Source organism: Clavibacter sp. VKM Ac-2872, from assembly GCF_015351105.1.
Lineage (GTDB): Bacteria > Actinomycetota > Actinomycetes > Actinomycetales > Microbacteriaceae > Clavibacter.
The window spans coordinates 726,196-749,092 of sequence record NZ_JADKRR010000001.1 but is presented as its reverse complement, the minus strand read 5'-3'; the positions used below and the strand labels follow the sequence as shown (position 1 = coordinate 749,092).

Genomic DNA, 22,897 nt, shown 5'->3' with positions numbered 1-22,897 from the left:
CATCGCGGTCGCAGGAGGAGGAGCCATGCAGATCCAGGACGCGGTCGTCGTCATCACCGGAGCGTCGTCGGGCATCGGCGCGGCCACGGCACGGGCAGCCGCCGCCGCGGGTGCGCGGGTGGTGCTCGCGGCCCGGCGGGAGGAGCGGATCCACGCGCTGGCGCAGGAGATCGGCGGCGACGCGATCGCGGTGCGCTGCGACGTGACGGACGCGGGCGACGTCGCCGCGCTCGCGCGGGCCGCCCGCGACGCCTTCGGCCGCATCGACGTGCTCGTGAACAACGCGGGCCAGGGCCTCCAGTCGTCCATCGAGGACCTCGCGCTCGACGACCTCCGCGCCGTCCTCGAGCTGAACCTCGTCGCGCCCCTCGCGGCGATGCAGGCGGTGATCCCGACGATGCGCGCGCAGGGCGCCGGCGCGATCGTGAACGTCAGCTCGGGCACGACCTTCGCCGACGTGCCCGGCACGGGCGGCTACGTCGCGTCGAAGATCGCGCTGGAGCGCCTGTCGGCGATCGCCCGCGCGGAGCTGGAGGGCACGGGCATCGTCGTCTCGACGCTCATCCCGTTCGCGACCGAGACCGAGTTCATGACCTCGATCCGCGCGGGCCGCGCCGAGGCCGAGGCGATGACCGCGGGCGCGACCTTCGACACCCCCGAGACGGTCGCCGACGCCGTGCTCGCGCTCATCGCGAGCGGCGACGCCCGGATGGACCTGGTGCCGGCGGCGTACGGCGGGTCGCGCTGACCCGCTGACCCGGGTCAGACGGCCGGCTCGTCCGCCAGCCGCTGGAAGAGCACGTGGTCCTGCCACTCCCCCGCGATGCGGAGGTAGCGCGAGGCGAGCCCGTACCGCGTGAAGCCCGCGCGGGCGAGCACCGCCTGCGACGCGCGGTTGCCGAGGAGCGTGCCCGCCTCGACCCGGTGCAGCCCGAGCTCGCCGAACGCGAGGGCGACCGCGGCCTCGACGGCGGAGGTCGCGAGGCCGCGACCCGTGCGGTCGGCGGCCAGCCAGTAGCCCATGGCGCACGACTCGAACGCGCCCCGGACGATGGTGCTGAGGGTGATGCGCCCGGCCACCGCTCCGTCGTCGTCGACGATCGCGAGCGGCACGCACTGCCCGCGCGCGTGCTGCGCGAGCGCCGCCTCGACGTCGGCGCGCTGACCGGCGGGGGTGTCGTGGTCGGGATGCCGGATCGGCTCCCACGGCGCGAGGAACGCGCGGCTCCGCAGGCGCAGCTCGGACAGGGCGGGGGCGTCGTCGGGCGTCAGCAGGCGGATCCGGTCGGGCACGCCATCGAGGATGCCAGACCGCGTGCACGCCACGCGCACGACGACGGCCGCCCCACCCCGCTGAGGGGTGGGACGGCCGTCGTTGTCGTGCGTGGGCGCTAGACGCGCGCGAGGTCCGCGATGACTCGGTCCCCGGCGGCGGCCATGACCGTCGTCGCCTTGATCTCGGCGCGGCCCAGGAGGTCGTCCATGCGACGGCGGCGGGCCTTCGTGATCAGCGTCACGACGGTGCCCTGCTTGCCCGCGCGGCCCGTACGGCCGGCGCGGTGGAGGTAGCTCTTGTACTCATCGGGCGCGTCGGCCTGGATGACCAGCCCGATGTCGTCCACGTGGATGCCGCGGGCGGCGACGTCGGTCGCCACGAGCACGCGGACCTTGCCGCTCGTGAGGAGCTGCAGGTTGCGCGTGCGGCGCGCCTGGTTGAGGTCGCCGTGCAGCGACGTTGCCGGGATGCCGGCGTCCTCGAGCTGGTCGGCGAGCTGCTCGGCGAACGCGCGGGTGCGGGCGAAGATCAGCGTCTTGCCCTCGCCCGACGAGAGCTGCTCGATGATCGCGGCCTTGTCGCGCTGCTCGATGAGGAGCACGCGGTGGTCGATGGTCGACGACGCCTGGTCCTCGCCCGCGACCTCGTGGACGCTGGGCGACGGCAGGAACTCGTTGACGAGCGTCGCGACGCCCTTGTCGAGCGTGGCGGAGAAGAGCAGGCGCTGGCCGTCCTTCTTCACCTGGCGGAGGATCCGCTGCACGGGCTCGAGGAAGCCGAGGTCGCACATGTGGTCGGCCTCGTCGAGGACCGTGACCACGATCTCCGAGAGGTCGAGGCGGCCCTGGTCGATGAGGTCCTCGAGGCGGCCGGGGGTCGCGATGAGGATGTCGACGCCGCGCTGCAACGCACCGACCTGCTTGAACTGCGGCACGCCGCCGAAGATCGTGGTCGTGAACAGGCCCACCGAGCGGGCGATGGGCTGCACGGTGCGGTCGATCTGCATGGCGAGCTCGCGCGTCGGGGCGAGGATCAGCGCGCGGGGCTTGCGGCCCATCTTGCGGTTCTTCGCGCCGTCGTTCTCGAGCAGGCGCTCCACGAGGGGCGCGCCGAACGCGATGGTCTTGCCGGATCCGGTGCGGCCGCGGCCGAGCACGTCGCGCCCCGCGAGCACGTCGGGGATCGTGGCGGCCTGGATGGGGAACGGGCTCGCCGCGCCCAGCTCCTCGAGCACGCGGACGATGTTCTGGCCGAGGCCGAGCGCCGCGAAGGTCACGCCGTCGACGTCCTTGGCCGTGGTGGCCTGGGCCTCGAGGCGCTCGAGCACGACGTCCTCGGCGGGAGCGTGGCGCGGGGCGCCCTCCTTGCTCGGGTAGAAGTCGCTGTCGCGCTTGGGGCGGGCGTCGTCGTAGGACGGGCGCTCGGTGCGCTGCGGGCGGTCGCCGTAGGAGGGACGCTCGGAGCGCTGGGGGCGGTCGCCGTAGGACGGACGCTCGGAGCGCTGCGGGCGGTCGTTGTACGACGGGCGCTCCGTGCGGGCCGGGCGGTCGTTGTACGCGGGACGCTCCGATCGCTCGGCGCGGTCGCCGTACGACGGGCGCTCCGTGCGCGCCGGACGGGAGTCGTTGTACGACGGGCGCTCCGTGCGAGCATTCCGGTCGTTGTACGACGGACGCTCGGACCGCGGGGCGCGGTCGCCGTACGAGGGACGCTCGGCGCGGTCGTTGTACGCGGGGCGCTCCGAACGAGCCGGACGGTCGTTGTACGACGGACGCTCCGACCGCTGCGGCCGGTCGTTCCCGTACGACGGACGGTCGTTGCGCGGCGCGCGGTCGTTGTAGGACGGACGCTCGGAGCGCTCGCCGCCACGGTCGGGACGCGAGTTCCCGTACGACGGACGCTCGGAGCGCTGTCCGCGCTCGGCGCCGTACGAGGGACGCTCGCTGCGCTGGCCGCGGTCGTTCCCGCCGCCGTACGAGGGACGCTCGCCGCGCTGCGGGCGGGCGTCGCCGCGCTCGGGACGCTGGCCGGCGCGGTTCGGGCGGTCGCCATACGCGGGACGCTCGCCGCGACCGGCGGGGCGCTCGGCGCGGGGCTCCCAGTTGGGGCGGTCGCCGCCGCGCGCGGGACGGGCGGCGCCGCCGCGCTGGGGGCGGTCGTCCTGGCCGGAGCGCTGCGCGCGCTCGTCGGCGTTCCAGCGCTGCTTCTTGGGCGCGGGATCGGAGTTGTAGCCGCGGTGGTTCGGGCTGCGGGATCCCGCGGGGGCGCGCTTGGCGCCGCGCGGGGAGTCGTTGTTGTAGGGCATGAGGGATTCCTCGTTCTGCTCGGATGCATGACAATGCGCATGTGCGAAGCAGCGCGCTACAGGATCAGGGTGCGCAGAGCTGCTCTCAACCCGGGCAGTCGTCGACCGGGGGCCGTGTCATCGCGTGACGTACCCCTCTGCGGAACGAGAGGGGGAAACCGGCCCACCTGACTGACAAATCCGATCCGCCCGGATGGATGGTCCGGTAGCGGTGTCAAGAGCCGACTGGAGCACACTACCGGACCGGCGCCCCGGGCACCAGGGCAGCGCTCCGCCCGGGCGCGCCCCGCGGCGCCCCCGGGCGGGGTCGGGAGCGGGGTCAGCCCGCGGCGCCGGCCTCGGTCGTCGACGCGGATCCGCCCGCCGGCAGCCCGCGCTCGGCCCGCTTCCGCTCGCCGCGCGCCCGGATCCTGAGGCCCGCGCGCTCGACGAGCGAGTACAGCGACGGCAGCACGAGCAGGGTCAGCACGGTGGACGAGAGCAGGCCGCCGATCACGACGATCGCGAGCGGCTGCGAGATGAACCCGCCGTGCCCGGTGAGCCCGATCGCGAGCGGCAGCAGCGCGAAGATCGTCGCCAGCGCCGTCATGAGGATGGGCCGGAGCCGGCGCCCCGCACCCTGCAGGATCGCCTCGCGGAGCGCCATGCCGCGCGTCCGGTACTGGTTCACGAGGTCGATGAGCACGATCGCGTTGGTCACCACGATGCCCACGAGCATCAGCAGGCCGATGATCGACGCGACGCCCAGCGGGATCCCCGTCACCACCTGCAGCAGCACCGCGCCGGTCGCCGCGAACGGCACCGAGACGAGCAGCACGAGCGGCTGGATGAGGCTCCGGAACGTCGCGACCATGATGATGTAGACGATCAGGATCGCCGCCAGCACCGCGAGCCCGAGCTGCCCGAACGCGTTCGACTGCTGCGATGCGACGCCGCCGAGCGACGCCTGCGCGCCGGCCGGCAGCTGCACGCCCGCGACGGCCTGCGAGACCTCGGACGAGGCGAAGCCCACGTCGTCGCTGCCGGGCGTCGCGCTCACGGTCGCGCTGCGGAACCCGCCCGTGGTCGTGACGGTCGCTGGGCCGTCGGTCACCTCGACGGTCGCGAGGTCGCTGAGCGGCACGAAGCCGCGCGCGGTGGGGATCCGGAAGTCGCGCAGCCCCTGCAGGCTCTGCGCGGCGTCCGGGTCCTGGATGTAGATGGAGAGCGTCTTCTCGTCGATGACGACCTGCCCGACCGCGGCCGGCAGGCGGCTCGCCGTGACGATGCCGCCCACGGCCTGCTCGCTGAGCCCGGCAGCCGCGGCCTTGGCCCGGTCGACGGTCACCGCGATGTACGGCTGCGTCTCCGAGAGGTTGCTCGTGGCCTGCTCGATGGACGGGATGTCCTTGACGGCCGCGAGGACCGCGTCGGCCGAGGTCGTGAGGTCGTCGGAGTCGTTGGCGGTGATCTCCACGGTGATGTCGCTCGAGGAGAACCCGCCCGACGACGCCGCGAGCGACACGTCGCCCACGTCGGTGAGGCCGTCGACCGCGGTGCGCACGCGCTCGCGGATGGCGTCCTGGTCGGCGTCCGCGTCGGTGGTGAGCGCGAACGTGATCCCGCCGCCGCCCCCGAACGCCGAGGTGAGCGAGGTGCTGTCCGAGCCGATCGAGGTCTGCACGGTGTCGACGCCCTGCACGCCGATGAGCGCCTGCTCCACCTTCGTGGCCGCGGTGTCCTGCGCCTCGAGGCTCGTGTCGCTCGGCAGCTCCTGCGAGACGGTGAGCGTGTTCTGCCCGCTGTCGCCGAGGAAGTTGGTCTTCATGCTCGGGATGAGCGCCACGGTGCCGCCGAGCACGAGGATCGCGAGGACCAGCGTCACCGCCGAGTGCTTGAGCGTCCAGGCGAGGATGGGCCGGTAGCCGCGCTGGAGGCGCGTCGGGGCGCCGATGCCCTCACTGCCGCTCTCGCCGTCCGCGGCGTGCGATCCGCGCGCCCGTCGGCCCGAGCGCCCCCGGTCGTCGGTGGATCCCCGGACGGCGGCGTGCGCGCCCGTGCGCGTGGTCTCCGCCGCGGCCGCCGCGGCGGCCTTCCTCCGCGCCCGACGCGACTCGCCCTCGGGCCGCAGGAACCAGTACGCGAGCACCGGCACGATCGTCAGCGCGACGAACAGCGACGCGGCGAGCGCGATGGTCACGGTCAGCGCGAAGGGCCGGAAGAGCTCGCCCGTGATGTCGCCGACGAGCGCGATGGGCAGGAACACCGCGACGGTCGTCGCGGTCGAGGCCGTGACCGCGCCCGCGACCTCCCGCACGGCCGCGCGGATCGCGTCCAGCCGGTCGGGCGTGAAGGAGAGGTGCCGCTTGATGTTCTCGATCACCACGATCGAGTCGTCGACCACGCGCCCGACCGCGATCGTGAGCGCGCCGAGCGTGATGATGTTGAGCGTGTAGCCGGAGGCGAGCATCCCGATGAAGGTGATGAGCACGGACGCCGGGATGGAGATCGCGGTCACGATGGTCGACCGGATCGACATGAGGAAGACGAGGATCACGAGCACCGCGAACACGAGGCCGAGCAGGCCCTCGGTGGTGAGGCTCGAGATCGACTGCTCGATGAACGGCGCCTGGTCGAACACGACGGTGAACTTCGTGTTGCTCCCCAGGTCGTCGGAGAGCTGCGGCAGCAGCTGGGTGACGAGGTGCGACACGTCGACCGTGTTGCCCGCTGGCGTCTTCGTCACCGCGATGGTGAGGGACGGCTGGCCGTCGACGCGCGAGATGCCGGTGGTCGGGTCCTGTCCGAGCTCCACGGTCGCGACGTCGCCGATCGTGAGCTGACGCCCGCCCGCCGCGCCCAGCAGCGGCAGCGAGGCGAGGTCCTGCGTGGATCCGAGGCGCGTCCCCGACTGCACCGACAGCGTGGTGCCGTCCTCCGTCACCGAGCCGGCGGGGAGGAGCTTCCCGTTCGCGTCGAGCGCGTCGCGGATGGCCTGGTTCGAGAGGCCCTCGGCCTGCAACTTGGCGGGATCCGGGGTGATGACCACGCGCTGCCCGACCGTGCCGAGCAGGCTCGCGTCGCGCACGCCCGCGAGCTTGCGGATGTCCCCGAGCGTCGACCGCTCGAGCGCGGCCGTGAGGTCCTGCGGGCTGAGGTCGCTCGTGACGGCGATCTGGATCACCGGCAGGTCGTCGATGCTGCCCGCGATCACGACCGGGTCGATCCCGTCGGGCAGCGTGGTGCGGATCCGGTTGATGGCCTGGTCGATCTTCTGCTCGGCCGTCGCGAGGTCGGTGCCGTAGGTGAACGACGCGGAGATGACGGACGAGTCGGTGCGCGAGGTCGCGGTGGAGGACTCGAGGCCCGGGACCGCCTGGATGGCGCGCTCGATGGGCGTCGACACGTCGGTGTCCACGACCGCGGGCGACGCGCCCGGGTACGCCGTGACGACCGCGAGCTGCGGGAACGACACCGACGGGATGAGCTCCTGCTTGAGCGTCGTCAGCGCGATGCCGCCGAACACCCCGATGACGATCGTGATGAGCGCGATCAGTGCCCGGTTGCGGAGGCTGAAGACGGAGAGGAGATGCAGGGGGTGCTCCTTGTGGGACGCGGGCCGCGGGTGCGGCGGTCGCTCGGACCGCTGATCGCCCGCACCGGGAACCCGCCCCGTGGGGGAAGTATCGCATCCGGCGTCGGGAAATCCCCGCTCGCGCCGGGTTTTCAGTAGTGCGTCATCGCATCCCGCCATCGCCCCTGTCCGCGGAGCATGCTGGAGGGATGGCGCACCGGGCATCGAGCACGAAGGACACCGTCCCCGAGCCCAAGACCTGCGCCTCGTGCGGCCGCACCGTCGAGTGGCGCAAGAAGTGGGAGCGCGACTGGGATCAGGTGCGCTACTGCAGCGACGCGTGCCGACGCCGGGGCGTCACCGACGTCGACGCGCGGCTCGAGCGGCGGATCCTCGACCTCCTCGCGCACCGCGCCGGCGGCGCCACGATCTGCCCGTCCGAGGCCGCCCGCGCGGAGTCGCCCGACGACTGGCGCGAGCTCATGGAGCCCGCCCGACGCGCGGCCCGACGACTCGTCGAGGTGGGCGAGGTGGAGATCACCCAGAAGGGGTCGGTCGTCGATCCCTCCACCGCCAAGGGGCCCATCCGGATCCGCCGCCGCCGCTGACGAGGCACACTAGGGGGATGCATCGACCGACCCTCACCGTCCTGGCCGCCGTCGCGAGCGCGGCGCTCCTGTCCGGATGCGGGGCCAGCGCGCAGTTCACGTCGCCCACCACCGAGATCTACGCGACCACGGCGGACGCCCAGACCGCGCTCGGCACGGCGATGCCGACGTGGATCCCGGCCGACGGCACCCTCATCCGCACCAAGTCCGAGGCGAAGGCCGGCAGCATCGTCGCCGTCCAGACCGCGACGCCCGCGCCCGCGCCCGGCGGCTGCACCGACCTGCAGATGAGCGCCATCCAGGACACCTGGTGGCCGCCGGAGATCGACCCCGCGACGGTCACCTGCGCCGACGGCTGGAACCTCTTCGGCGCGAACGGCCGCATCTACGGCTGGAGCACCACGGTCCTCCCCTAGGCCCGTCGCGCCATGGCCGCCGCATCCGCCAGCCCGGGTCGCTCCCGCGACCGGCTGCTGGTCGCCGGCGCCGTGCTCTGCTTTGCGGTCCTCGTGTCCGCCGCGCTGCTCGCCGCCGTCACGCTGGCCCAGAGCACCATCCTCATCGACGAGCTGCCCCCGGCCGACTACGGCATCGCGACCTCGCCCGAGTACGAGGCGCTCGGCCGGCAGGCGCTCCTCTGCGGCGCCGTCGCGGCGCTCGCGCTGACCGGCGGCATCCTCTGCGTCGTCCGCCGCTACGGTGTCCCCGCCGCCGGCCGCTGACGCCGCGCCGCCAGCGTGCGCAGCACGAGGATCACGAGCACGCCGACCGCCGCGCCCACGACCGTGTCGACCACCCGGTCCGCGACGAGCGGCAGCACCGGCAGCGTCCGGCCGAGGCCGCCCATCACGAGCGCGAGCGGCGTGATGAAGACGAGCGCCAGCCCGTAGTGCTTCCCGACCGCGAGCTCGGCGGCGAACTGGCACGCGACGGCGACGGCGATCACGGCGGGCGCCGGCAGGTGCAGCGCGAGGATCCCCGCGGCCACGACCGACCCGGCGAGCGTCCCGAGAACCCGGTGCGCCACGCGCGTGAAGGACAGCGGTCCGCGCACCACGGGCAGCACCGCGACGAGCGTCACGACCGCCCAGTAGTGGTGCCCGAGGCCGAGCGCCACCGCGATCGCGCCCGCCACGAGCGCCCCGACGACGTTGGCGACCACCGCGGTCCACGCGGCCGGGTCGCGGTGCACGGCGGCGTCGCGCACGGGGATCCGCGGCAGCGCGCGGAACCGGTGCGCGTGCGCGTCCGGCGCCCACCGCCGCAGCAGCCAGCCGGACATGCACACGCCCGCGGAGAACAGGATCGCGGCGATCGCCGTCACGAGCGCGTCGCGCGCCTGGGCCGCGTCCACCGGCACGGCCGCGCAGACGACGAGCCCGAACACGGGGAAGAGCGGATGCGGCGGCACGAGGCTCATGGCCGTCGACACGAGGGACGCCCCGCCCAGCACGATCGCGAGCCCCACGGCCTCGAGCGCGAGCGGCGCGTCGGCGAGCGCCAGCAGCACGCCGGTGGAGATCGCGACGAGCATCATCCCGGCCCCGGCGCCCACGCTCGCGAGCCGCAGCCGGTACCGCTCGTTCCGCCCGTAGAGCCCGGTGAAGGCGCCGAACGACGCGTACAGGGCGAGGTCGAGCCGGTCGATCGCGAGCAGCACGACGAGCGGCACGAGAAGGCCGACGCTCGCGCGCATCGCGGCCTCGAGGTCGAGCGTCCGGGTCGACGGCGGCCTGGGGGCGGGCGATGACGTCACACGGGGTCCGATCTCCCCGGGAGCGGAAACGGGGCATCCCCACGGTACGCCCGCCCGGCGCCCGCCCCGGACGCGCCGACGCGCCCCCGGAATCCCGAGGGCGCGTCGGTCGATCTCGCGGGTGCGGCTAGGAGCGCGCGGCCCGCAGCACGGTGAACGAGCGGTCGCGCACGAGGATGCTCGTCGCGTCCTCGGTCACGTTCTGCTCGGCGTCCGACGAGATGGCGAGGTGCCACGAGACGCCGATCCCCTCGGGCAGCTGGAACTCGACCGGGCCCTCGGCCGCGTTGAACGCGACGAAGAACGCGTCGCTGTCCTTGCCCTTCATGATGACGCCGATGCTGAAGGCGTTCGGGTCGGTCCAGTCCTCCGGATTCAGCGTGGCGCCGTCGGCCCGGATGAAGCGCACGGCCTCCTTCGCGCCCTCGACGTCGTCGCCGCGGAACCAGATGGGACGCAACGCCCGGTTGCCGCGACGCAGGCGGATCAGCTTCCGCGTGAAGTCCTGGAGATCGCGGTCCGCGTTCGCCCAGTCGAACCACGAGATCTCGTCGTCCTGGCAGTAGGCGTTGTTGTTGCCGCCCTGCGTGCGCGCGATCTCGTCGCCGCCGAGCACCATCGGCACGCCCGACGACAGCAGCAGCGTGCCGAGCATGTTGCGGCGCTGGCGGTCGCGGATCGCGTTGACCTCGGGGTCGTCCGTCGGCCCCTCGACGCCGGCGTTGGAGGAGCGGTTGTCGCTCTCGCCGTCGTTGTTGTCCTCGCCGTTGGCCTCGTTGTGCTTCTCGTCGTAGGACGTGAGGTCGGCGAGCGTGAAGCCGTCGTGCGCCGTGATGAAGTTCACGCTGCACAGCGGCGAGCGGCGGCCGGACTCGTACACGTCCGGGCTGCCGGTGATCCGCTGGGCGAGCGCGCCGAGCACGTTCTGCCCGCTGTGCCAGAAGTCGCGCACGTCGTCGCGGAACTTCCCGTTCCACTCCGACCAGTCCGCGGGGAACCCGCCGACCTGGTATCCGGCGGTGTCCCACGGCTCGGCGATCATCTTCACGGGCGCGAGCACCGGGTCCTGGTGGATCAGGGTGAGGAACGCGCTGTGCAGCTCGGCGTCGCCGTCCTGGCGCGTGAGCGTGGTGGCGAGGTCGAAGCGGAAGCCGTCGACGTGCATCTCCTCGACCCAGTAGCGCAGCGAGTCCATGATGAGCGCGAGCGCGGCCGGGTGGCCGACGTTGAGGCTGTTGCCCGTGCCGGTGGTGTCGAAGTACGACGCCTCGTCGCCCTCCACGAGCCGGTAGTAGGAGGCGTTGTCGATGCCCTTGAGCGACAGCGACGGGCCCATGTGGTTGCCCTCGGCGGTGTGGTTGTAGACCACGTCGAGGATCACCTCAAGGCCGGCGGCGTGCAGCGCCTTCACCATCTCCTTGAACTCCGCGACCTGCTGGCCGCCGTCGCCCGCGGAGCTGTAGTCGGAGTACGGCGCGAGGAAGCCGATCGAGTTGTAGCCCCAGTAGTTGCGCAGGCCCTTCTCCTCGAGGTGCGAGTCCTGCATGAAGTGGTGCACGGGCAGGAGCTCGACGCTCGTGACGCCGAGGTCGGTGAGGTACTCGATGGCGCTGGGGTGCGCGAGGCCGGCGTACGTGCCGCGGATCTCCTCGGGCACCGACTCGAGCTGCTGCGTGAAGCCCTTCACGTGCACCTCGTAGACGACGGTCTCGTCGAGCGGGGTGCGCGGCGCCTCGTCGTCCTCCCAGTCGAAGCGGCGGTCGGCCACGACGGAGCGGGGCATGGACGCGGCGGAGTCCGCCTCGTTGATGGCGGACGGGTCGTCGAACGTGTGCGCGAAGACGTCCTCACCCCAGGTGGGGTGGCCCTCGATCGCGATGGCGTAGGGGTCGAGCAGGAGCTTGGCCGGGTTGTGGCGCAGGCCGCGGGACGGGTCCCACTCGCCGTGGACGCGGAGGCCGTAGCGGGTGCCGATGCCGGCGCCCTCGACGAGGCCGTGGAACACGTGGCCGGTGCGCTCGGAGAGGCGCGTGCGGGACTCGGTGCCGTCGTCGTCGAAGACGCACACCTCCACCGCCTCGGCGGTCTCGGAGTACACGGCGACGTTGAGGCCGCTGGGCAGACCGCCGTCGCGGGCGACGACGGTCGCGCCGAGCGGGTACGGGCGGCTGATGTAGGAGCGGCTGATGGGAGGCAGGTCGATGGTCACCGGTTCAGTATGCTCGCGCCCGCCCAACTCCTTCGTGCACGAAGGGCGATCCCCAGGCGGCGGTCCGGTGTCCGGCGCTCGGCGGACACCGGACCGCCGCCCGCGGGGCGGCTACCGCCCCTGGAGCGAGGAGAAGGCGCGCTGCGCCTCCGCGCCCCACGTGGCGAGGAGCACGCCTCGGCCCGCGGAGGCCCGCGCGACGACCGCGTGCTGCTCGCCGGTGAACGTCAGCACCGGGGATCCGGCCGCGCCCTTCCCGAGCGCGCACGGCAGGGAGGTCTGACCGCCGGCGTCGTGCTGCGGGCGGCCCTGGCACGCCTCGAGCCCGGCCGTGGCGGATCCGGCGGCCGGGTAGCCGAGGATCGCGAGGCTCGGCGCCTGGCCGGTGGCCGGCACGAGCGTCGATCCGAAGACGGGCTCGGCCGCGCCGACCGACGCCGCGAGCACCTCGCCCGCGGGGCCGCTCACGCGCGCGAACCCGGCGTCGTCCGAGGGACGGCCGCTCGTGGTCCACGCGGAGGAGACGGCCGCGACGCGCACCGGCCAGATGCCGTGCGGCGCCGCGGCGCCCTGCGCGCCGGGGATGAAGGTGGCCAGGGGGGTCGCGGCGCCGGTGCGCTGGTCGACCAGGCAGTGGGCGGCGGTCGCGATCGTGTCGCCGGTCGGGGTGTCGACGACGCTCGCCGTGCACGCGTGGTTCCGCCCGCCCGCGACGTAGAAGAGGACGCCGACGAACGGCTGGTCGGGGTGGGGGACCGCCGCGGCGTCCGCGGCGGTCGCGTCCGCCGACGTGGACAGGGTCGCGTACCGCGAGGCCGAGGCGTCGACGGTCGAGGCGTCGGCGGCGAGGGCGGCGGCGCGGGCGGCGGGCGTCCAGTGCGCCGCGGCGGCGGCCTGGTCGGCGGACGCGGGGACGACGACGGTCGCGTCGGTCGCCGCGTCGGCGGCCGATGCGGCGGACGGCACCGCGAGACCGGCGGCGGCGAGGCCGCCGACGAGCGCCAGCGCGGCGTACGCGTGACGGGTCCGGCCGGCGGAGGCCGCCGGGGTCGAGGCGGGGGTGGATCGCGGACGGATGCGCATGGTGTTCTTCCTCCAGGATCGAGTGGGTCACGACGCTCCGCTGGAGCGGTACCCGTCGACCCGGGATCAGAGGGACGCATGCCGCTCGCGAGAGGTCGCGCGGACGCCTGGACGCTACCCCCCGGGGCGCCGTCGCCGTCGGCGGCGTCCCCAACCGCGGCGCCTCACACGAGGATCGAGCGGTCCTCCACGTCGTGCTCGAGACCCGCCACCGGTGCCAGGCCGCGCCAGGCGTCCTCGAGGATGTCGAGCGCCCGGTCGGTGGCGGCGGGCGGCGACGTGATGGGGATCCGGAGGAACCGCTCGAACGCGCCGTCGTGCCCGAACCGGCTCCCGCCCGTGATCGCCAGGCCCCGCGACCGCGCGGCCAGCGCGAGCTCCGTGCTCACGGGCGCCCCGATCCCCACCCACACCGCGAGCCCGCCGTCGACGTGCGGGACCTCCCACCCGGGGAACCGCCGCGCGAGCTCGACCTCGACGTGGTCGCGCGTCTCGCGGAGCCGCGCCCGGCGCTCGGCGAGGATCCCGTCCATCCCGCCCAGCACCTCGGCCACCACGAGCTGCTCGAGCACGGGGGTGCCGAGGTCACGGGCCGAGCGGGCCCGCGCCAGCTCGCGGAGCAGCGGTCGGCCGGCGCGGATCCAGCCGACGCGGAGCCCGCCCCACACCGTCTTCCCCACTGACCCCACGAGCACGACCGCGCCCGGCGACCCGTGCACGGCGAGCGGCGGATGCGACTCGGCCCGGTCGATGTCGAGCTCGGCCGTCGTCTCGTCGGCGATCACGGTGACGCCGTGCGCCTCGGCGAGCGCCACGATCCGCGCCCGCTGATCCTCCGGCATCGTCCGCCCGGTCGGGTTGTGGAAGTCCGGCATGAGGTAGGCGAGCGCGGGCCGCGTGCGTCGGATCGTCTGCGCGAGCACGTCCTCGTCCCAGCCGTCGGCGCCGACGCCCGCCCCGACGAGCCGCGCGCCGGCGTCGCGCAGCGCCTGGATCGCGTGCGGGTAGCTCGGCTGCTCGACGAGCGCGCGGTCGCCGCGGTGCACGAGCACGGAGGCGAGGAGGCCGATCGCGTGCTGCGCGCCGACCGTCACCATGACGTCGTCCGCCTCGGTCGGCAGGCCGCGCGCGCGGTAGCGGGCCGCGATCGCCTCGCGGAGCTCCGGGAGCCCGTCGACGTCGTAGCCGTGCCCGTCGAGGTGCGCGGGCAGCCGGGCCGCGGCGCGCATCGCGGCATCGGCGAGCGCGGGAGCCGCGGGCACGGCGGCGCGGCTCATGTCCGCCACCTCGCATCCGTCGGCCTCGGCGCGGGGCGCGCTCCGCGGGATCCGCGTCACGCTGCCCGAGCCGCGTCGGCTCGCGAGGTGGCCGGTCCCGCGCAGCGCCGCGTAGGCCGCCGCGACCGTGGTGCGGCTCAGCCCGAGCGCGGCCGCGAGCTCGCGCTCGGCGGGGAGCCGCGCCCCCACGGGCACGCGCCCGTCGAGCACGAGGTGCCTGATCCCGTCGGCGAGCGCCTGGTACGCCGGGCTGCCGGGACGCGCCCACTCCCCCAGCAGCGCGGTGAGGGCGGTCGGGCCGAGCACGATGGAGGGAGCGGATCCGGCGAGGGTCATGAGGCCACAGCCTGTCGATTGGCCTCTTGTCCCGCAACCTCCGGACGCGATTGGATCTCCAACATGCTCCGACGCTCAGTCCAGTTCGCCATCGGCATCTTCCTCTACGGCTTCGCCATCGGGATGATGCTCCAGGCCGCCATCGGGGTCTCGCCCTGGGACGTCCTCGCCCAGGGCCTCGCGATCCAGACGGACCTGCCGTTCGGCGTCGTCACCAACATCGTCGGCGCGCTCGTGCTGCTGCTCTGGATCCCCATCCGCCAGCGTCCCGGCTGGGGCACCGTCCTCAACGTGCTCTTCGTCGGCTACAGCGCGCAGGTCGCGCTCGCCGTCGTGCCGGCGGTCGACAGCCTCTGGATCCGCATCCCGCTCTTCGCCGCCGGCCTCGTGCTCCTCGGCCTCGCGACGGGCCTCTACATCGGGGCGCACTTCGGCCCGGGCCCCCGCGACGGCCTCATGACCGGGATCCACCGCCGGACGGGCTGGCCGGTCTGGCGCGTCCGCGTCGGCATCGAGCTGGTGGTGCTCGCGATCGGCTGGGCGCTCGGCGGGGACGTGGGCGTCGGCACGCTCGCGTTCGCCCTGCTGATCGGCCCCGTCGTGCAGCGCGCGCTCCCCCTGTTCGACCTGCCCGTCCCCGCCCGGGCGCCCCGCCGACGCACGCGCGGCGGCACCCCGGACGGCCCCGCGGGACCCGTCCCCACCGGCCCGGTCGCGACGGTCGGATAGTCCGCGGGGCGACGCGGATCCAGCGGGGTCACGGGCCGCGCCCAGCGCCGTCGCGGCCCGGGCGCGTCGCCATGTATCGTGGCCGCTCGTGACTCCGGACCCCCAGGCTCCCGAGAGCAGTCCCGCCAAGCGGCTGCTCATCGGCGAGAAGCTCGCCAGCGACAAGCTCGAGGGCCAGCTGCTCCCCAAGCACCTCGCGCTCCCCATCTTCGCGAGCGACCCGCTCAGCTCGGTCGCGTACGCGCCGCAGGAGCTGCTCCTCATCCTCACGCTCGGCGGCCTCGCGTTCCTGAGCTTCGCGCCCTGGGTCGCGGCCTGCGTCGTGATCCTGCTGGTCGTCGTGGTCCTCAGCTACCGCCAGCTCATCAAGGCCTACCCGTCCGGCGGCGGCGACTACGAGGTGGCGCACAAGAACCTCGGCGAGAAGGCCGGCCTCGTCGTCGCGTCCGCGCTCCTCGTGGACTACATCCTCACGGTGGCGGTGTCGGTGGCCTCGGGCGTCGACAACATCATCAGCGCGGTCCCCGAGATCGCGCCGTTCCGGGTCGAGATCGCGGTCTTCTTCGTGGCGGTCCTCGCGGCCGTGAACCTCCGCGGCGTGCGCGAGTCGAGCAAGGCCTTCGCGGTGCCCACGTACCTCTTCATCGCGAGCGTGGGCCTCATGATCGTCGTCGGCCTCGTCCGCACGGCGCTCGGCGACCCGCCCGTCGCGGAGTCCGCCGCCTACACGGTCGACACGCCGAGCCTGTCGCAGGTCGCGTTCATCCTGCTGCTGCTCCGCGCGTTCTCGAGCGGCTGCTCCGCGCTCACGGGGGTCGAGGCGATCTCGAACGGCGTGCCCGCGTTCCGCACGCCCAAGGTCAAGAACGCGCAGGCCACCCTCGTGATCATGGGCGGCACGGCCATCGTGCTGTTCGTCGGCCTCACCACCCTCGCGCTCATCGCGCAGGTGCACTACGGCGAGCACCCGTGCGATCTCATCGGCTGGACCGCCTGCGCCACGGAGCCGCAGAAGAGCCTCATGGCGCAGGTCGCCGGCGCGACGTTCGGCGACGGCAGCGTGATGTTCTACCTGCTGCAGGCGACCACGGCGGCGGTGCTGCTGCTCGCCGCCAACACCGCGTTCAACGGGTTCCCGCTGCTCGGCTCCGTGCTCGCCAAGGACGCGTACGCGCCCAAGTCGCTGCTCACGCGCGGCGACCGCCTCGTCTACAGCAACGGCATGCTGCTGCTGGCGCTCGGCGCGACGCTGATCCTCGTCGTCTACCAGGCGAACCTCACGCAGCTCATCCAGCTCTACATCATCGGCGTCTTCGTGTCGTTCACGCTCGGGCAGACCGGCATGGTCGTGCACTGGACCCGCATGCTCCGCGAGGGCTGCGCGAACCGCGGCGAGGTGATCCGCGGCCTCGCCATCAACGCGTTCGGCGCGCTGCTCACCGCGCTCGTGCTCATCGTCGTCACCATCACCAAGTTCACGCACGGCGCCTGGCTCGTCTTCGCGATCATGCCGGTGCTGTTCCTCCTCATGCTCGGCGTGAACCGCTACTACCGCGACGTCGAGAAGGAGATCGAGGTCGACCCGGTCACGGTCTTCGGCTCCACGGGCGACCACGCGGTCGTGCTCGTCGGCCGGATGCAGAAGCCCGTGCTCAAGGCCCTCGACTACGCGATCGCGGCGAACCACGACAGCATCGAGGCGGTGCACGTCTCCGTCGACGACGAGGCGACGAAGCTGCTCGAGCGCCAGTGGATCGAGATGGAGATCGAGATGCCGCTGCGCATCGTCGCCTCGCCGTACCGCGACATCAGCTTCCCGCTCATCAAGTACCTGAAGTCCCGTCGCGCGGAGCACGGCAGCGAGATCATCACGGTCTACACGCCCGTCTACATCGTCGGCCACTGGTGGGAGACGCTGCTGCACAACCACAAGGCCCGTCGGATCCGCCAGAAGCTGCTGCTCGTGCACGGCGTCACGCTGGCGCTCGTGCCGTGGCTGCTCGACTCGTCGGAGCTCATCTACGGACGCCGGTCGCGCCCCGTGCCCGGGCAGGACCGCCGCGGCGAGCCCGTGCGCCCGGTCTCGCGCCGCCCCGGCCCGCCTCCGACCACGCCCGTCAAGCACACCAGCGGCCGCCGGACGCCGTAGGCCCACCGCACGCCGGGGTCCCGTGTCCTCCAATTGGAGGACACGTCTGTAGACTCGTTGGTGCACGAACTCTTCCCCCGAGAGGTCGTGCAGGTCGACCGGACGATGGGTGCCCCTATGGCAGGGCGCCCGGCCCCGGTCGGATCACGTCCGGGCCGACCCGTGAGGCCCGGATGGACGTGGGGGCCCCGCCGCGAGTTCCCGCAGACGGCGACGGCCCTCACGCCCCCTCATCCGCGGAGGCCGCCCGAGAGGGCGATGCGGCACGTCAGCCGAGGGTCGCGACGACCTGCCGGGCGACGCGTCGGCCCGCGCGGTTCGCGCCGATCGTCGACGCCTGCGGCCCGTAGCCCGCGAGGAACACCCGCGGATCCCGCGCCGACACCCCGGACTCGACGCGCACGCCGCCCTCCTTCTCCCGGAGGCCGAGCGGCGCGAGGTGCCGGATCTCGGGCCGGAAGCCGGTGGCCCAGATCACCGCGTCGACCTGGTCGCGTCCGCCGTCCGCCCAGACGACGCCGTCCTCCTCGAAGCGCGCGATGGGCCCGCGGCTGTCGAGCACCCCGCGCCGGATCCCCGCGACGATGCGCCGCGTGCGCGGCACGCCCGTGCCGCTGACGATGCTCGGCAGCGCCTCGCCGGCGCGCGCAGCCTGGTCCTGCAGGTCCACCGCGCGCACGGCCGCCTCGACGTCGAGCTCGCCCGCCTCGAGGAAGTCGACGGGACGACGCGTGGACCACATGGCGCGCGCGGCCACGCCCTCCAGCTCGAGGAGGAAGCCGATGGCGGAGGTGCCGCCGCCCACGACGAGCACGCGGAGCCCCCGCAGGTCGGCCGCCGCACGGTAGCCGGACGTGTGCAGCTGCCGACCGCGGAACGTCCCGAGCCCGGGGTACGAGGGGATGAACGGGGCGCCCCAGGTGCCGGTGGCGTTGACGACGAGCCGGGCGACGCGATCGCCGTCGGTGCCGCGCACGAGCAGCGGACGGGCGGAGTCCGACGGATGCGCGGCCCGCCGACGCGACGCGGCGGGCGGCGGCGCGTCCGCGTCGAGCACCGCGCGCACCTCCACCGGGCGGGCGACCCGCAGGTCGAAGTGCTGCTCGTAGCGGGCGTAGTGGTCGCGGACGACGTCGCGGGCCGGGAGGCGCCGGTCGGCCGTCGCGAACGAGATGCCGAGCTGGGACATGCCGGGGAGGTCGGCCACGCGGTGCGCGGATCCGAGGCGGAGCGCCGCCCACCTGTGCTGCCACGCGCCGCCCGTCGCCGGACCGCGGTCGAGCACGACGGCGTCGGTCCCCATGCGGAGGCCGAGCCGCTGCAGGTGGTACGCCACGGAGAGGCCGGCCTGTCCGGCACCGATGACCACGACCTGGGTCTCTACCGGTTCGGAGCTCATGGGACGACCAGGCTAGCGCCCGCTCCCCGGCACATGGCCGCCCAGCGACGAGGTCGTACGATGCGCCTGCGCGCTCCCGGACGGGGAGGACACGCCCGGGACGACGAGGGCCACATGTTAGGGTAGCCCCTAGGTTTTCTCCAATCCCTGTCCGCTGATTCCAGCGTTGTCACCGCCCGTCGGGGCCTGAGTCGTGAGGGGGTCTCGCATGGGGCGCGGCCGTCAAAAAGCTAAGCACACCAAGATCGCGCGAGAGCTGAAGTCGTTCAGTCCCAATGTGGACTACACCCAGCTGGAGCGCGAGCTGACCACCCACGGGGCGGTCGACGAGCAGTACGCGGCCGAGGCCGCCAAGTGGGACGAGTACGCCGACGAGCCGGACGCCTACGTCCCGGGCGACGAGCAGAAGCGCGCCTGATCCCGCCTCCGGCCCCGGCCGGATGAGCCACCGACCCGTCTCCTCGTGAGGCGGGTCCGCTCATGTGCGCCCTCATCCGCCAGCGTCGGACGTGCCCCGATGCGGACCCGTGAGGGCCGACGCCCGGAGCGTGACGCGGGTCAGTCGCGGTAGCGACCGGTGAGGCGCACGGCCCCGCCGTCGACGCCCTTGGCGCCCTGCTCGAAGCCGGCACCCGCCGGGGCGTCGCCGATCGTGACGCGACCGGCCTCCCAGCTGGGGATCCCGGCGGCGGTGAGCGCGCGCGCGATGCCGTCCGCGGCGGGCGCGTCCACCACGGCGATCATCCCGATGCCGAGGTTCCAGGTCCCCTCCGCGCTCTCGAGCGTCGAGCCCGCGATGCCGGCGAGCGCGCGGAAGACCGCGGGCGGCGACCAGGTGGAGCGCTCGAGCTCGCTGAAGGACCCGCGGGGCAGCACGCGCGCGAGGTTCGCCGCGATGCCGCCGCCGGTGACGTGGCTGATGGAGTGCACGGCCGGGCCGAGCTCCGGCTGCGCGAGCACGTCGAGCAGCGGCGTCGTGTAGAGGCGCGTCGGCTCGAGGAGGACCTCGCCGACCAGACCGCCGAGCTCGGCCGACGTGTCGCCGAAGCCGATGCCGGCCGTCGCGAGGATGTGGCGCACGAGCGAGAAGCCGTTGCTGTGCAGGCCGCTCGAGGCGAGCGCCAGCACCACGTCGCCGTCGCGCACGCGCTCGGATCCGAGCACGGAGTCCGCCTCGACCGCGCCGACCGCGGCACCCGCCACGTCGTAGTCGTCCGGCCCGAGGAGTCCCGGGTGCTCCGCGGTCTCGCCGCCGACGAGCGCGGTGCCGGTGTCGGAGCAGGCCCGCGCGATGCCGGCGACGATGTCCGCGATGCGCGCGGGCACGACCTTGCCGCACGCGATGTAGTCGGTCATGAAGAGGGGACGCGCGCCGACCACGACGATGTCGTCGACGACCATGCCCACAAGGTCCTGGCCGATGGTGTCGTGCTTGTCGATGGCCTGCGCGATGGCGACCTTCGTGCCGACGCCGTCCGTGGACGTGGCGAGGAGCGGGTGGCGGAAGCGGGTGAGCGCGCTCGCGTCGAACAGCCCCGCGAATCCGCCGAAGCCGCCGATGACCTCGGGTCCGTGCGTGCGGGACACGGCCTCCTTCATCAGCTGGACCGCGAGATCGCCGGCCTCCGTGTCGACGCCGGCCTCTGCATACGAGCTCTTGGTGGTCACGCGTACAGGGTAGCGGCCGGGCGCGTCGCTCCCGTGTGGGACACTGGCCTCTCCCCCACCTCTTCTACTCTTCAGGAGTCAGCCGAAGCATGTGCGGCATCGTCGGCGTCGTATCGTCCGAACCCGTCAACCAACTCGTCTACGACAGCCTCCTGCTCCTGCAGCACCGCGGTCAGGACTCCACCGGCATCGCCACGGCGGAGGGCAACACCTTCCACGTGAAGAAGCTGAGCGGCCAGGTCCGCGAGGCCTTCCGAACCCGCGACATGCGGTCGCTCCTCGGCACCATGGGCCTCGGCCACGTGCGGTACGCGACCCGCGGCAGCGCAGCCGACGAGGACGAGGCGCAGCCGTTCTACGTGAACGCGCCCTACGGCATCGTCCTGGTGCACAACGGCAACCTCACGAACACGCGGGAGCTGGCACAGGAGCTCTTCCACGTGGATCGCCGCCACACCAACACGAGCTCCGACACCGAGCTGCTCGTGAACGTGCTGGCGCACGAGCTGCAGTCGCAGGTCTCGGGCCTCGCGCTCGATCCCGACCAGGTGTTCACCGCGGTCGAGCGGGTGCACGAGCGCGTGCAGGGCTCCTACGCGTCCATCGCGATGATCGCCGGCCACGGCATGCTCGCGTTCCGCGACCCGTTCGGCATCCGCCCGCTCACCCTCGGCCGCCGCGAGCTCGCGGGCGGCCGGATGGAGTGGGTCGTCGCGAGCGAGTCGCTCGTCATGGAGTCGCTCGGCTACGAGATCGTGCGCGACGTCGCGCCCGGCGAGGCCGTCTTCATCACGATGGACGGCGAGATGCACGCGCGCCAGTGCCACCCGGCGCCACGCCTCATCCCCTGCGCGTTCGAGTTCGTCTACCTCGCGCGGCCCGACTCGGTCATGTCCGGCATCGGCGTGTACGACGCGCGCCTGCGCATGGGCAACCGGCTCGCGGCGACCATCGCGGAGCACAGCCCCGCGGGCGACATCGACGTGGTCATGCCCATCCCCGACTCCTCCCGGCCGTCGGCCATGCAGGTCGCGCAGACGCTCGGCATCGAGTACCGCGAGGGCTTCTACAAGAACCGCTACGTCGGCCGGACCTTCATCATGCCGGGGCAGGCGCAGCGCAAGAAGTCGGTGCGGCAGAAGCTCAACGCCATGAGCTCCGAGTTCCAGGGCAAGAACATCCTCATCGTCGACGACTCCATCGTGCGCGGCACGACGAGCCGCGAGATCGTCGCCATGGCGCGCCAGGCGGGCGCCAACAAGGTGACGTTCACCTCCGCCGCCCCGCCGGTGCGCTACCCGCACGTGTACGGGATCAACATGCCGTCCCGGCAGGAGCTGATCGCCCACGGGCGGAAGATCCCCGAGATCGCGCAGGAGCTCGGGGCCGACCATCTCATCTACCAGGAGGTCGCCGACATGCGCGACGCCATCATGGAGGGATCCACGGGCGTCGAGGACCTCGAGATGAGCTGCTTCACCGGCGAGTACATCACCGGCAACGTGACGCCGGAGTACCTGTCCTGGCTGGAGCGCACGCAGCTCAGCTGATCGGCGTGCCGTGGTGGCCGGCGGCCGGGTGCGGGATCAGGCGCCCGGCTCGCCCCGCTCGCGCTCGGCGGTGAGGACGCGGGATCGACGGGACGCCGCGCGGTCGAGCGCCAGCGCGATCAGCGCGGCGAGCCCGCCGAAGAGGACGACCGCGAACAACGCCAGGAACGCCAGCACCTGCGCCGCGGAGAACTCCGGGTTCGGCGGGAACGTGAGCGTGAGGACCATCGCCACGATGATCCCGAGGACCGCTCCGACGCCCATGAAGCGGAAGTAGCGGGGGGACCGCCGCACGAGGACCTCGGTGCGGCGCTCGTCGTCGGGTTGGGGTCGGGCGTCGGTCATGGACCCATCATCCCCCGTGCCGCCGACGCGGGACGAACCGCGGCGGCGCTCAGCGGTCGGCCGGGAGCTCCCAGGGCACGGGGACGAGACCGCGGAGGTCGGCCCGGAGGCCGGATGCGCGCACCTGGCCCGCCGCGACGCCCGCGTCCCAGGTCGTGCCGCCCGTGGCGAGCGCGATCCACGTGGCGGGGTCGGTCTCGATGACGTTGGGCGGCGTGCCGCGCGTGTGGCCGGGGCCCTCGATGCACTGGACGGCGCCGAACGGCGGGACGCGGACCTCGACGGTGCCGCCGGGCGCGAGATCCGCGAGCGCCTGCAGCAGGAAGCGCACGGCCGTGGCCCGCGTCTCCCGGTCGGCGTCGGCGCCCTGGGCGAGCGCCGCCCGCACGGCGGGCTGTCCGACGGTGGGGTGGATGCGCGCCTTGGCCATCGTCCCAGGATGCCAGAGCGGCGGGGGCCGGACCCGCCCGCCGGCGTCGCGCCCCTCCTAATGGGGCGTCGCCCCGCGTCCGCGCTTTGGGGGACATCCATTACCGTGTATGGAAGTGCAGCGCGGTGACACGACCCGCTCGGCACGACAGGACGCCCGCCCTCCCGTCGCCTCCCCCGGCGACGGGAGGACAGGGACGATGCGCCCGCCGGCGGACCCGAAGA

19 protein-coding genes are annotated in these 22,897 nt (G+C 73.4%); 8 read left to right on the top strand and 11 right to left on the bottom strand.

The annotated features are described in order from the left end of the window. The first annotated feature begins 25 nt into the window (after window positions 1-25). Complete coding sequence (locus ITJ40_RS03690; protein WP_194665792.1) at window positions 26-748, top strand: SDR family oxidoreductase; 723 nt, start codon at window positions 26-28, stop codon at window positions 746-748. Between the two features lie 14 nt (window positions 749-762). On the opposite strand, the gene ITJ40_RS03685 is transcribed toward ITJ40_RS03690, so the two are convergent. The 3 genes from ITJ40_RS03685 to ITJ40_RS03675 all read right to left on the bottom strand — a co-directional run bounded on the left by ITJ40_RS03685 (window position 763) and on the right by ITJ40_RS03675 (window position 7,155). Next, a complete protein-coding gene (locus ITJ40_RS03685) occupies window positions 763-1,293 on the bottom strand; it encodes a GNAT family N-acetyltransferase (RefSeq protein WP_370531989.1) in 531 nt (176 codons plus the stop codon). A 98-nt stretch (window positions 1,294-1,391) separates the two neighbouring features. Next, entirely contained in the window at window positions 1,392-3,581 is a 2,190-nt protein-coding gene (locus ITJ40_RS03680) for a DEAD/DEAH box helicase (protein ID WP_194665790.1), read from the bottom strand. A 319-nt stretch (window positions 3,582-3,900) separates the two neighbouring features. Further along, window positions 3,901-7,155 (bottom strand): efflux RND transporter permease subunit, encoded by a 3,255-nt coding sequence (locus tag ITJ40_RS03675; RefSeq protein WP_194666940.1) that lies wholly within the window; start codon window positions 7,153-7,155, stop codon window positions 3,901-3,903. A gap of 188 nt (window positions 7,156-7,343) precedes the next feature. On the opposite strand from ITJ40_RS03675, the gene ITJ40_RS03670 reads away from it, so the two are divergent. The 3 genes from ITJ40_RS03670 to ITJ40_RS03660 are packed head-to-tail and all read left to right on the top strand — an operon-like array spanning window position 7,344 to window position 8,464. Then, window positions 7,344-7,742 carry a DUF2256 and DUF3253 domain-containing protein gene (locus ITJ40_RS03670; protein WP_194665789.1) on the top strand — a complete coding sequence of 133 codons (399 nt, stop codon included), beginning with the start codon at window positions 7,344-7,346 and terminating at the stop codon, window positions 7,740-7,742. 17 nt (window positions 7,743-7,759) lie between these two features. Further along, a complete protein-coding gene (locus ITJ40_RS03665; protein WP_194665788.1) occupies window positions 7,760-8,158 on the top strand; it encodes a hypothetical protein in 399 nt (132 codons plus the stop codon). Between the two features lie 12 nt (window positions 8,159-8,170). Beyond that, the gene (locus ITJ40_RS03660; RefSeq protein ID WP_194665787.1) at window positions 8,171-8,464 is read left to right on the top strand and encodes a hypothetical protein; all 294 of its coding nucleotides are present in this window, start codon (window positions 8,171-8,173) and stop codon (window positions 8,462-8,464) included. Here ITJ40_RS03660 and ITJ40_RS03655 read toward each other — a convergent pair. The 4 genes from ITJ40_RS03655 to ITJ40_RS03640 form a co-directional block, all read right to left on the bottom strand. Then, entirely contained in the window at window positions 8,437-9,498 is a 1,062-nt protein-coding gene (locus ITJ40_RS03655; protein WP_194665786.1) for an FUSC family protein, read from the bottom strand. The two genes, ITJ40_RS03660 and ITJ40_RS03655, sit on opposite strands and share 28 nt — an antisense overlap. Window positions 9,499-9,625: 127 nt before the next feature. Further along, window positions 9,626-11,707: a glycogen debranching protein GlgX gene (glgX, locus tag ITJ40_RS03650; protein ID WP_194665785.1), complete on the bottom strand. Its 2,082-nt coding sequence runs from the start codon at window positions 11,705-11,707 to the stop codon at window positions 9,626-9,628. 111 nt (window positions 11,708-11,818) lie between these two features. Further along, the gene (locus ITJ40_RS03645; RefSeq protein WP_194665784.1) at window positions 11,819-12,790 is read right to left on the bottom strand and encodes a serine protease; all 972 of its coding nucleotides are present in this window, start codon (window positions 12,788-12,790) and stop codon (window positions 11,819-11,821) included. A gap of 164 nt (window positions 12,791-12,954) precedes the next feature. Beyond that, on the bottom strand, window positions 12,955-14,403 hold the full coding sequence (locus ITJ40_RS03640; protein WP_194665783.1) for a PLP-dependent aminotransferase family protein: 1,449 nt from the start codon (window positions 14,401-14,403) through the stop codon (window positions 12,955-12,957). Window positions 14,404-14,466: 63 nt separating this feature from the next. Here ITJ40_RS03640 and ITJ40_RS03635 point away from each other — a divergent pair, with 63 nt between their 5' ends. Then, window positions 14,467-15,132 carry a YitT family protein gene (locus tag ITJ40_RS03635; protein ID WP_194665782.1) on the top strand — a complete coding sequence of 222 codons (666 nt, stop codon included), beginning with the start codon at window positions 14,467-14,469 and terminating at the stop codon, window positions 15,130-15,132. Between the two features lie 88 nt (window positions 15,133-15,220). Continuing rightward, window positions 15,221-17,281: an APC family permease gene (locus ITJ40_RS03630; RefSeq protein ID WP_194665781.1), complete on the top strand. Its 2,061-nt coding sequence runs from the start codon at window positions 15,221-15,223 to the stop codon at window positions 17,279-17,281. Window positions 17,282-17,549: 268 nt separating this feature from the next. Here ITJ40_RS03630 and ITJ40_RS03625 read toward each other — a convergent pair whose 3' ends face one another. Further along, entirely contained in the window at window positions 17,550-18,680 is a 1,131-nt protein-coding gene (locus ITJ40_RS03625; RefSeq protein WP_194665780.1) for an FAD-dependent oxidoreductase, read from the bottom strand. 208 nt (window positions 18,681-18,888) lie between these two features. On the opposite strand from ITJ40_RS03625, the gene ITJ40_RS03620 reads away from it, so the two are divergent. Beyond that, complete coding sequence (locus ITJ40_RS03620) at window positions 18,889-19,098, top strand: DUF3073 domain-containing protein (protein WP_012037444.1); 210 nt, start codon at window positions 18,889-18,891, stop codon at window positions 19,096-19,098. Between the two features lie 140 nt (window positions 19,099-19,238). Here ITJ40_RS03620 and purM read toward each other — a convergent pair whose 3' ends face one another. Beyond that, window positions 19,239-20,348 (bottom strand): phosphoribosylformylglycinamidine cyclo-ligase, encoded by a 1,110-nt coding sequence (gene purM / locus ITJ40_RS03615; RefSeq protein ID WP_194665779.1) that lies wholly within the window; start codon window positions 20,346-20,348, stop codon window positions 19,239-19,241. Between the two features lie 89 nt (window positions 20,349-20,437). On the opposite strand from purM, the gene purF reads away from it, so the two are divergent. After that, window positions 20,438-21,898: an amidophosphoribosyltransferase gene (gene purF / locus ITJ40_RS03610; RefSeq protein ID WP_194665778.1), complete on the top strand. Its 1,461-nt coding sequence runs from the start codon at window positions 20,438-20,440 to the stop codon at window positions 21,896-21,898. Between the two features lie 36 nt (window positions 21,899-21,934). Here purF and ITJ40_RS03605 read toward each other — a convergent pair whose 3' ends face one another. Both ITJ40_RS03605 and ITJ40_RS03600 read right to left on the bottom strand, forming a co-directional pair. Next, the gene (locus tag ITJ40_RS03605) at window positions 21,935-22,243 is read right to left on the bottom strand and encodes a hypothetical protein (RefSeq protein WP_194665777.1); all 309 of its coding nucleotides are present in this window, start codon (window positions 22,241-22,243) and stop codon (window positions 21,935-21,937) included. A gap of 49 nt (window positions 22,244-22,292) precedes the next feature. Further along, window positions 22,293-22,673 (bottom strand): sterol carrier family protein, encoded by a 381-nt coding sequence (locus tag ITJ40_RS03600; protein WP_194665776.1) that lies wholly within the window; start codon window positions 22,671-22,673, stop codon window positions 22,293-22,295. Window positions 22,674-22,897: the final 224 nt, after the last annotated feature.